This is a genomic window from Stenotrophomonas sp. 80084_Sma (assembly GCF_056481995.1).
The window spans coordinates 4779069-4789612 of record NZ_CM151177.1; the positions used below are offsets into that span (position 1 = coordinate 4779069).

The 10544-nt window shown below is 66.6% G+C and carries 8 protein-coding genes; 2 read left to right on the top strand and 6 right to left on the bottom strand.

The genetic code is table 11. The features are described from left to right. Window positions 1–383 precede the first annotated feature (383 nt). Entirely contained in the window at window positions 384–1346 is a 963-nt protein-coding gene (locus tag ACZK3W_RS21910; protein WP_049400341.1) for a TerC family protein, read from the top strand. Between the two features lie 106 nt (window positions 1347–1452). Continuing rightward, the gene (locus tag ACZK3W_RS21915; RefSeq protein ID WP_049400340.1) at window positions 1453–2223 is read left to right on the top strand and encodes a rhomboid family intramembrane serine protease; all 771 of its coding nucleotides are present in this window, start codon (window positions 1453–1455) and stop codon (window positions 2221–2223) included. 146 nt (window positions 2224–2369) lie between these two features. Here the strand turns inward: ACZK3W_RS21915 and ACZK3W_RS21920 are convergent, their stop codons facing one another. The 6 genes from ACZK3W_RS21920 to rpmH form a co-directional block, all read right to left on the bottom strand. Next, window positions 2370–3485 carry a glycerophosphodiester phosphodiesterase gene (locus ACZK3W_RS21920; RefSeq protein WP_125892587.1) on the bottom strand — a complete coding sequence of 372 codons (1116 nt, stop codon included), beginning with the start codon at window positions 3483–3485 and terminating at the stop codon, window positions 2370–2372. A gap of 270 nt (window positions 3486–3755) precedes the next feature. After that, window positions 3756–5105 (bottom strand): tRNA uridine-5-carboxymethylaminomethyl(34) synthesis GTPase MnmE, encoded by a 1350-nt coding sequence (gene mnmE / locus ACZK3W_RS21925; protein ID WP_049399027.1) that lies wholly within the window; start codon window positions 5103–5105, stop codon window positions 3756–3758. Window positions 5106–5108: 3 nt separating this feature from the next. Continuing rightward, complete coding sequence (locus tag ACZK3W_RS21930; RefSeq protein WP_125892591.1) at window positions 5109–7781, bottom strand: polysaccharide deacetylase family protein; 2673 nt, start codon at window positions 7779–7781, stop codon at window positions 5109–5111. 152 nt (window positions 7782–7933) lie between these two features. Beyond that, entirely contained in the window at window positions 7934–9649 is a 1716-nt protein-coding gene (gene yidC, locus ACZK3W_RS21935) for a membrane protein insertase YidC (protein ID WP_032128506.1), read from the bottom strand. Continuing rightward, entirely contained in the window at window positions 9649–10143 is a 495-nt protein-coding gene (gene rnpA / locus ACZK3W_RS21940) for a ribonuclease P protein component (RefSeq protein WP_021203275.1), read from the bottom strand. The genes yidC and rnpA overlap by 1 nt, the downstream gene beginning before the upstream one ends. A gap of 5 nt (window positions 10144–10148) precedes the next feature. After that, window positions 10149–10289: a 50S ribosomal protein L34 gene (rpmH, locus tag ACZK3W_RS21945; protein ID WP_005411729.1), complete on the bottom strand. Its 141-nt coding sequence runs from the start codon at window positions 10287–10289 to the stop codon at window positions 10149–10151. Window positions 10290–10544: the final 255 nt, after the last annotated feature.

Genomic DNA, 10544 nt, shown 5'->3' on the forward strand with positions numbered 1-10544 from the left:
TTCGTAGAGTCGAGCTGGCGCGACGGGCGTTGCTGAACGGCCCGGGCAAGGCGTGCCAACCAAGGTTGGCATCTACCGCGGCGGGCAGGCAGGCATGGCAACCCAAGGTTGGCATCTACCAGAGCGGGGCCCCCGGCCGCCCGGCATTTGACGGCAGCCCGGCCAGGCCGCAGAATCGGCGCCAGAAGGGGAGTAGCTCCCAGACGTTGTCGCCGTCATTTCGAGCCCGCAGGCTCCGGTGCAACGGCAGTTCCAGCCGACTGGAACTGCGAGCGAGACCTTCGCCGTACTGGCGAAGCTCTGTCCCTGGATCCCCCTCCCGATCCTCCGTTGCAGATCCTCGCCGTCCGGCCTGGCATTCATCTTTCCAACGGACATTCCCAATGCAGACGATCGGTAACGTGTGGTTGTGGGGCGGCTTCGCAGCGGTGGTGGTCATCGCCCTGCTGGTCGACCTCGTGTTGATGCGCCATGGTGGACCGCACAAGGTCACCTTCAAGGAGGCCCTGTGGTGGTCCATCGGCTGGGTCGCGCTGGCCCTGCTGTTCAATGCGGGCCTCTGGTACTACCTGAATGAGACCGCGGGCCAGGTGGTGGCCAACAAGGTCGGCCTCGAATTCCTGACCGGCTACCTGGTCGAGAAGGCGCTGGCGGTCGACAACATCTTTGTCTTCCTGATGATCATGAGCTACTTCGCGGTGCCGGAGGAGCAGCGCCAGAAGGTGCTGATCATCGGCATCCTGGGCGCGATCGTGCTGCGTACGATCATGATCTTCGCCGGCAGCGTGCTGATCACCCAGTTCCATTGGCTGCTCTACGTGTTCGGCGCCTTCCTGCTGTTCACCGGCTGGAAGATGTGGTTCGCCGCCGGCCAGGAGCCCGATCTGGAAGCCAACCCGGCCCTGCGCTGGATGCGCAAGCACCTGCGCCTGCTGCCGGATTACGCGGGCAATGCGCTGAGCGTGAAGCGCGACGGCGTGCGCTGGTTCACCCCGCTGTTCGCGGTACTGATCCTGATCGCGGTCACCGACGTGATCTTCGCGGTGGACAGCATCCCGGCGATCTTCGCGATCACCACCGACCCGTTCATCGTGCTCACTTCCAATGTGTTCGCGGTGCTGGGCCTGCGTGCCATGTTCTTCCTGCTGGCCGGCATGGCCGACCGCTTCCACCTGCTGCCGTACGGCCTGGCGCTGGTGCTGGGCTTCATCGGCATCAAGATGATGATCATCGACCTGTTCAAGATCCCGACCCCGATCTCGCTGGGCGTGGTGGCGGTGATCATCGCCGCTACCGTGGTGTTGAGCCTGAAGTACCCGCCGAAGGAAGGCGAAGGCCAGGCCTGAGCCTGACCCGCTGGATGGCGCGGCCGGTGGGATTGTCCCGCCGGCCGTTTCCACTCTCCCGCGGCGGTGGCCTTGGTTTCGCACCAACCACCGCCATTGCTGAGGTATGAACAACAACGCGCCCCTGCCCGCTGGCGACGTGCCGGCCCCCCGCAATGACCGCTCGCGCATCCTGCGGGCGTTCAATGTCAGCCTGGCCGCCGTGCTGGTGCTGGTGGCCGTGTTCGCCCTGCAGGGCACGTTCGACTGGCGACCGTGGGCGGTCGCGCCGCTGGAAGCCAAGGGCCTGCTTGGCCTGATCGGCGGCCCGATGCTGCATGCCTCGGTCGAGCACATCGCCGCCAACAGCATCGCGATCCTGATCCTCGGCACGCTGGCCGGCAGCGTCTACCCGAAAGCCACCGTGCGCGCCCTGCCCCTGCTGTGGCTGGGCTCGGGCATCGGTGCGTGGATGCTGGGCAATCCGGGCAGCGTGCACCTGGGCGCCAGCGGCGTGACCCACGGCCTGATGTTCCTGCTGGCCAGCCTGGGCCTGCTGCGCCGCGATCGCGCGGCCATCGCCACCGGCCTGATCGGCATGCTGTTCTACGGCGGCATGCTGATGACCATCCTGCCGCACGCCGATGGTGTGTCCTGGCAGTCGCACATGGGCGGCGCCTTCGCCGGCATCATCGCTGCGCTGCTGTTCCGCAACGCCGACCCGCTGCCGCCGCGCCCGCGCTACAGCTGGGAAGACGAAGAAGAAGACGTCGAACCGCTGGCCGACGACGAGCTGGAGCCGCCGTCACCGCAGCGCGTGCCGGTGCTATGGCAGCCGCGCGAGGGCCAGGACTACGTGGTGATCCCGTTCCGCCGGCCGGACGAGCCGCGCGGCTGAGCGGGTGACGGGGGTCCGGCATCTTCATGACCCGGCAGTGGCTGACCTTGGTCGGCGCTCCTGCTGCATGCCAACCAAGGTTGGCAACTACCAGAGCATTCCGTCACATCCGGTAGCGCCGGGCCATGCCCGGCGGCATTGGCCGGTCAGTTCGCCGTATTCCCCGCCGCGCCCATCCCATCCACCGCCTGCCGGCCCAGCGCCGGGTCATCGGTGAAGAACGCATCGATGCCGGTGGCCAGATAGGCGCGCATCTCGGCAATTGACCCCTCGGCATTGCGCGCGTTGTCGGCGCCCTTGCGCAGGTTGCTGGCCTGGAAATGATTCTCCGGACGGAAGGTATACGGAATCACCATCAGGCCCACTGCATGTGCGTCCTGTACCAGCGTGGTCGGTGTCCCCAGTGCACCCTTGGCGTCCAGCGGAATGATCGAGCGCAGCTCCGGGCCGATGCTGTCGGCGTAGCTGGCAATGTCCTTCAGTCCGGCCGGCGTCATCATCTGCGCGTAGGTCAGCTTGCCACCGGCCTTGGCGATGTCGGCCGGCTGGGTATCGCCTTTCCACAGCAGCTGCAGCAGGCGGATGTTGCTGCCCCGCCCGATCTTGCCGCGCAGGTAGCGCAGGTTGGCGGTCTCGAACGACTGGATGGTGACCGGGCCCACGTTGGTATAGGCGTTGCCGCGCAGCGCGATCAGGAGCTTGTCTTCCATCGGCAGGCCGATCGACTGGAAGTAGGTCGGATGCTTGATCTCCGGCACCACGCCGATGCCGCGGTTGGCGCGGCCAGCCTGCTGCACCAGGAACGCAAGGATCTCGTCGAGGCTGGCGATGCGGAACTGGCCATCGTAGGCGGTGCTGCGCAGTTCCGGCAGGCGCTCACGCGCGTACAGCGTCTTCAGCTCGGCCAGGGTGAAGTCTTCGGTGAACCAGCCATCGACCTTCTGCCCGTCGATGACCTTGCTGGTGCGGCGGCTGGCGAATTCGGGATGCGAGGCGACATCGGTGGTGCCACTGATCTCGTTCTCGTGGCGGGCCACCATCACCCCGTCCTTGGTCATGACCAGGTCCGGTTCGATGTAGTCGGCGCCATCGGCGATGGCCTGCGCGTAGGCCGCCAGGGTGTGCTCGGGCAGCAGTGCGCTTGCCCCGCGGTGGCCATAGACCGACACCTTGTGTGCGGCCGGGGTGGAGGATTCAGCACTCATGGCCACCGATGGTGCCACGGCCAGCGACAACAGCAACGCACAACCCCACGACTTCACTGCGACTTCCCCAAGCGGTATGTGATGGGCGTCAGTATGCGGCGGCAATGTGACAGGCGGGGGACCCCATGGATCCGGTAGTCGCCGACCTTGGTCGGCGCTCTGCCAGCCGGCGTCCATGACCCCGGACGCCCTGTGCCAACCAAGGTTGGCACCTACCAGAGCGAAGGTTGGCACCTCCCAGGGCGAAGGTTGGCGCCTGCCAGAGCATGAGCCGCGCGATTGATCGATGACGGGGTCAGAGATCCCTTCGGGGATCTGGCCCCGACCTTACTTGCCGATGCAGAAGCTGGAGAAGATCCTTCCCAGCAGGTCATCGGCACTCATCTGCCCGGTGATCTCACCCAGCGCGTCATGCGCCAGCCGCAGTTCCTCGGCGGCCAGTTCCAGGTGCTCATGCGCCAGCTCACCATCGGCGCGCTGCGCATGTTCCTGCGCGCGCTCGATCGCATCGACGTGGCGCGTGCGCGCGGAGAACTCGCCGTCCACCTGCTCGCCTGCCCCGGCCGAGGCAATCGAACGCAGGCGCGCATGCAGATCTTCGAGTCCGGCGCCGGTGGCCGCCGAAACGAACACCCGATCCGGATCGTCCAGCGTCGGCAGCGCCGTCAGCAGATCCGACTTGTTGTGGATGTAGACCTTGTGCGGCACCGCCGCCACGGCATCGCCCAGCGCCGCTTCGCCGGCCGCTGGATCGCGCGCATCCAGCACGATCAGCGCCAGGTCGGTGCGTTCGATTTCCACGTGCGCGCGGCGCATGCCTTCGCGTTCGATGGCATCGCCGCCGTCGCGCAGGCCGGCGGTGTCGACCAGGGTCAGCTCCAGGCCGTCCAGGCGGATGGTTTCGCGCAGGGTGTCGCGGGTGGTGCCGGCGATGTCGGTGACGATGGCGCGCTCGCTGCCGGCCAGTGCGTTCAGGAGTGAACTCTTGCCGGCATTCGGCGGCCCGATCAGCACTGCATGCAGGCCATCGCGCAGGCGTCGGCCGCGCTCGGCATCCCGCCGCAGCAGGGCCAGGTCGCTGCGCGCCTGTTCCAGGCCACGGCGCACCTGTGCTCCACCGAGGGTATCCAGCGGTTCGTCGGCGAAGTCGATGGCCGCTTCCACATGGATGCGCAGCAGCACCAGCTGTTCGACCACGGCGTCGATGCGGCGCGAGAACACACCATCCAGCGAACGGCGCGCAGCGCGCGCGGCACGGTTGTCGCCCGCGGCGATCAGGTCGGCGATGGCCTCGGCCTGGGCCAGGTCGAGCTTGCCGTTGAGGAATGCCCGTTCGCTGAACTCACCCGGGCGCGCCTGGCGCGCACCGAGCGCGATGCAGCGCGCGACCAGTTGCTGCAGCAGCACCGGGCTGCCATGGCCCTGCAGCTCCACCACCTCTTCGCCGGTGAAGCTGTTCGGTGCCGGGAACCACAGCACGATGCCATCGTCGATGACCTCGCCGTCGGCATCACGCAGGCGCGCGTAGTGCGCGTGGCGCGGACGCAGTGCAGGTGCACCCAGCGCATTGGCAATCGCTGCAGCGCGCGGGCCGGACAGGCGCAGCAGGCCGACACCGCCGGCGCCGGGCGCACTGGCGATGGCCACGATCGTGTCGGTGCGGATCGCGTCGTTCATGGCTCAGAGTTTCTCCAGCTGCGCACGCGCCTGGGCCGCGCCGCTGCCCTGCGGCTGCAGCGCCAGGTAGGTGGTGTAGGCCTGTTTGGCCTTGGCCTTGTCGCCGGCGTTGAAGTAGGCGTCGCCCAGGTTGAGATAGGCCACGGCGCGCGAGGGGTCGATCTTCAGTGTGTTCTCCAGCCAGCGCGCCGCTTCGGCATAGCGCTGCTGGCGGTAGTAGACGAAGCCGAGGTTGTTGGCGGCCTGGGCGAAGTCCGGGCGCAGCTTCAGCGCCTCGGTGAACTGGGCTACCGCTTCGTCGTACTGCTTCTCGCGGTACAGCTGCAGGCCACGGTCATTGGCCTGCTGCGCGCGCTGGCGGTCGGACGCCGGGCCGGCGGTGGGCACCACCAGCTTGGCCTTGCCGCCCTGCAGGTCGGCCACGGTCACCGGCGCCTGGCTGCCCTTTGCTTCGCTGGCAGCATCAACCTTGTTGTTCAGCGCGATCGCATCGGCGGTCAGCTGGCGCGTATCGGCGTTGAGGAATTCCTGGCTGTCCGGCACCTGGAACACGAACTCGCCGCCCTGCGAACCGGGCAGGCTGCCGAAGGCCGGGGTCTGGTGCGAGACCGCCGAGACCGCCGGCGCCACGTAGGCGGCCAGTTCGGTACCGGTGATCAGGCCATCGCCGTTGAGGTCGCCCTTGCCGGCCAACGCCTGCAGCAGCACCCAGGTGAACACCGAATGGCCGTTGGGGCCGGCATCGGCCACCTGCTGGTCGGCACCACCGGCGGTCAGCATCTGCCGCGCGCTGCGTCGCGCGTTCTCGCGCAGGAACGACGACGACGAGGGGCCGCCACGGGTCAGGCCCAGGCCGCTGTAGCAGGCATCCATCACGAACATCACATGCTTGGCCTGCATGCTTTCGGCGATGTTCTGGATGTCGGTCATCGCAATCGCGTCGGTGGCGAATTCCTTCGGATCCGAATCGACCGGAATGATGTAGCCGAGGTCGCGCCCCGAGGCGAGCTGGCGGGTCGCGCCATGGCCGGCGAAGAACACGAACACGCGGTCGTTCTTTCCGGTGCGGTCGTCGGCCAGGCGGTCGTGGAAGGCGGCCAAGATGTTGTTGCGGGTGGCCTGCTCGTTCTTCAGCACGATCACCTGCGAGGACGGGAAGCCGAACTGCCCGGTCAGGGTATCGGCCACCGCCTGTGCATCATGGCTGGCGTACTCCAGCTTCGGCCACTTGGCGTAGTTGTCGATGCCGACCACGATCGCCCACGACTTCTCGTAGCCGGTGGTGACCGTGGCGGCACCGGCATCACCCTTGCGCGCTCGGGCGACGGTGAAGTCGCGGCCATTCCAGCCGGCGAACTGGTAGCCATCGGCGATCAGCCGGTCGAGGATCTGCGGCAGCGCCTTCACCGCACGATCGTGGATGTCGTGGAACAGGATGATGCCGCGCTGTTCCTTGTTCACCTGGTCGAGCACGCGCTGCACGATCGACTCCGGTACCGGGTCGGCCCAGTCCATCGAGTCGATGTTCCACATGATCGACTTCAGCCCGGCCTCGTTGAGCAGCTGCAGGCCTTCGGCATTGCGCGCGCCATACGGGAAGCGGAACAGCGGTGCGCGCTTGCTGTCGACATCCTTCAGCAGCGTGTCGGTGTCCAGCACCTGCTGGCGCAGCGCGTCGCCGGTGGTGCGCGACAGCTGGGCGTGGGTCAGGCTGTGGTTGCCGACCGCATAGCCCTCTTCCATCAGATTGCGGCTGATCTTCGCCATCGGGCCCAGGCTGACCTTGCCATCGGCCTCGACCTTGCCCAGGTTTCGGCCCACTTCGAAGAACACGCCCGGCACGTCGTAGCGCTTGAGGATGGCCACCACTTCATCGGTGTAGGCCTTGTGCGGGCCATCGTCGAAGGTCAGCACCACGGTCTTGGCCGGCAGGTCGCGGCCGAAGATTTCGCGGTCGCTGTCCTTCATGGACATCGGGTACGGCTCGATCACCCCGTAGTCGCGCAGGATCGCTTCGCGGCTGTAGTCCTTGTGCAGGTGCGCGATGTAATCGTCCCACTTCTCGCGCTTCAGCTCGATGGCGCGGGTGCGCTCGAAGCGGCTGAAGATGCGGGTCAGTTCCTGGTTGTAGTTGCGTTCGATCTCGTCGAGCGCTTCCAGGTCCTCGCCGATGCGCTGGTGCAGCTTCACCGCCGGCAGCGACGAATCGGTACCGACCCGCTCATGCAGATCACCCAGCACTTCGCGGAAGGCCAGGCGGTCGGCATCGAACAGTTCCGGCGCGGACTCGATGTAGTCCAGCACGGTACCCAGGGTGGCGAAGCGCTGCGGACTGGAACCGCGCAGCAGGGTGTCGAACTGCGCGGCGATGGCCGTACGTTGCTCCAGGCCATCATGGAACAGCTGCTGGCCCACACGCGTGGAGGTGCCGCGGTCGGCGGCCGACTGCTGTTCTTCGTCGGCCAGCAGCACGATGATCCGACGGTAACCGTCGAGCTGCTTCTGCAGCGCAGCCAGCAACGGCGCGGCGGCCGGGTCGGCGGCGGCCGCGGCCTGCGCGCTGGGCTGGGTCACGCCGGTTACCGGTGCCTTCGCGTCTTTGTCGCCACAGCCGGCAACGACCAGGGTCAACAACAGCGAGGGCAGGAACAGGCGGAACGACGACGCACGCGGCATGGCGGACTCGATGGATGGAGGAACGGTGTGCCGGCGATTCTAACGCCGCATGCGAAAAGCCCGCCTTGCGGCGGGCTTCTGCGGGTCGGTCGGGGCTCAATGGCAGTCGACCAAGGTCGACTCTCTACAAAGCCGGCGACCTGCCGGTCGGATTACTTCTTTTTGACCGGGGCCGGGGCGGTGGTGGCCGGGACCGGCTCGCCGCCATGGCGCTTGGTCATCCACCACTGCTGCAGCAGGCCCAGGCCGCCGTTGACCACCCAGTACAGAACCAGGCCGGACGGCATGAAGGCCATCATGACGCCAAACACCAGCGGCATGAACTGCATCATCTTCTGCTGCATCGGGTCCATGCCCGGTGCCGGGGTCAGCTTCTGCGTGAACCACATCACCGCCACGTTGATCACCGGCAGGATGAAGTACGGGTCGCGTGCGGTCAGGTCCTGGATCCAGCCGAACCAAGGCGCCTGGCGCAGTTCGACCGATTCCACCAGCACCCAGTACAGGGCGAAGAAGATCGGCATCTGGATGAGGATCGGCAGGCAGCCGCCCATCGGATTGATCTTTTCCTTCTTGTACAGCTCCATCATCGCGGTCTGGAACTTCTGGCGGTCATCGCCATAGCGTTCCTTCAGCTGCGCGATGCGCGGCTGGAAACGACGCATCTTGGCGCCGCTCTTGTACTGGGTCGCCGACAGCGGGTACAGCACCAGCTTCAGCAGCACCACCAGGCCGACGATCGCCCAGCCCCAGTTGCCGACCAGCTTGTGCACCTGGTTCAGCACCCAGAACAGGCCCTGGCCGATCACCGCCATCATCGAGAAGCGGCTGTAGTCGACCACGCGGTCCAGGCCCGGCACGTCTTCCTTGGCAATCAGGTTGACCAGCTTCGGGCCGACCCACAGGCGGGCTTCGGTGCTGGTGGACTGGCCCGGGGCCACGGTGAAGGCCGGGCCACGCGCTTCGATCAGGTCACGACCGGCCACCTGCGACAGCACGTAGTGTGCGGTCTGGTCCTTCTGCGGGATCCAGGCGGTGAAGAAGTGGTGCTGCAGCATCGCCAGCCAGCCGCCGGTGATGTTCTGGTTCAGCGTGCCGTCTTCCAGGTAGTCCTTGAACGCACGACGCTGGTACTTCTTGTCGTTGTCGTACCAGGTGGCACCGTTGAAGCTGAAGGAATCCGGGTTGGTCATGCTCCGCGACAGGATGGTCGGGGTGCGGTCCAGGGTGCGGTAGACGTAGCCGTTCCACGGCGCGGCGCCGGCGTTGCTGACTTCATCCTTGAAGCGCACGGCATACTCGTTGCGCGAGACGGTCAGCGTGCGCTTGATGGTCACGCCGTTGTCGGCGGTCCACACGAACGGGATCTGCAGCTCGTTCTGGCCCTTGGCCAGCACGAAGTCCTTGATGTCACCGACCAGCTTGAAGCCGTCGGCGCCGGGGACCGGGGTGTTCTTGTCTTCGCTGGCCCAGCCACTGATCGCGCTGTAGGGGTGCGCGGGGTCTTCGGTCAGCAGGCGGACCGGCGGGCTGCCTTCGTCCTTGGTCTGCGGGAACTGCAGCAGCTCGGCATCGAGCACGCGGCCGCCGTCGAGCACCAGGCGCAGCACGTCGGTGGTGACGGTCACGCGCTGGCTGGCCGGCGTGGCGCTGGCCTGGGCCTGCACGGCGGCCTGGCCGGGGGCACCCGGCACCTGGGCGCTGGGGATGGCGCCCGGGGTTGCGCCCGGAACGCTCTGTGCGGCGGCCGGGGCCGACGTGGTCGTCGGTGCCGGGGTCGGAGCAGCCTTTTCACGGCTCCACTCCATCCACAGCAGCACGGCCACCATCAGCCAGGCAAAAATGAGGAATACGCGGGTCTGGTTCATCAGCGGACAGGCTCGGCGGGGCCGGGACGCGATGCCGGCTCGGTCAAAGAAGGAGTTGCGATGCCATCAGGCGGCGGCATTGTGCCGTCCACGCCCGGCGTGGGCAATGCACGCAGGCGACGCAGCAGGCGCAGGAAGGCCTGGCGGATCTCGTCGTTGCTGGCGGAACGCGCAGCACTTCGAGCCACGACGACAAAGTCGCCTGGCTGGATGTCGGTACGTGTCTGACGCAGGATGTCGCGCAGGACGCGCTTGATCCGGTTACGCCCGACGGCGTTCGGATCAACCTTGCGGGAAACCGCCAGACCCAGCCTGGCCGGCCGGTCAGCCGGCAGCCAGTGCAGGGTCATCAGCGGATCGGACACACGGCGGGCGCCGTTGAAGACCGTTGAGTATTCGGCACGCGTGCGAACCCGCGCAGAGCGAGGGAATCGCTTGCGCGGGTCTGCAGTATTCACTGTCGAAGGGATTGCGTCTGCCGCGATGTGCGGCATGGCAATCAGGCGCTCAGGACTTTGCGGCCCTTGGCGCGGCGACGCGACAGGATCTTGCGGCCGTCAGCGGTCTTCATACGGGCACGGAAGCCGTGGTCGCGCTTACGCTTGAGGTTGCTGGGCTGGTAGGTGCGCTTCGTGGCCATTGGGGGCCTCTCGTATGAATGGGACGGAAAGAACCGGAAATTCTAGAGAGGTACCCCGCCCCAAGTCAACCCCTGGCAGCTACGCGAATTCACTGGGCTGTGCAATAGCTGTGGATGTTTTTGTGAATAAGTAGGGGACAAGCATTCCGAAGGCGGGCGCTCGGTGGTAGTCTGAGCCATCCATTTCCCCCCTTTCCGGCCTGTGTTTGGGCGCCTTGTCGCGTCCATGCCCCGGCCACCGGACGATTATTGCTG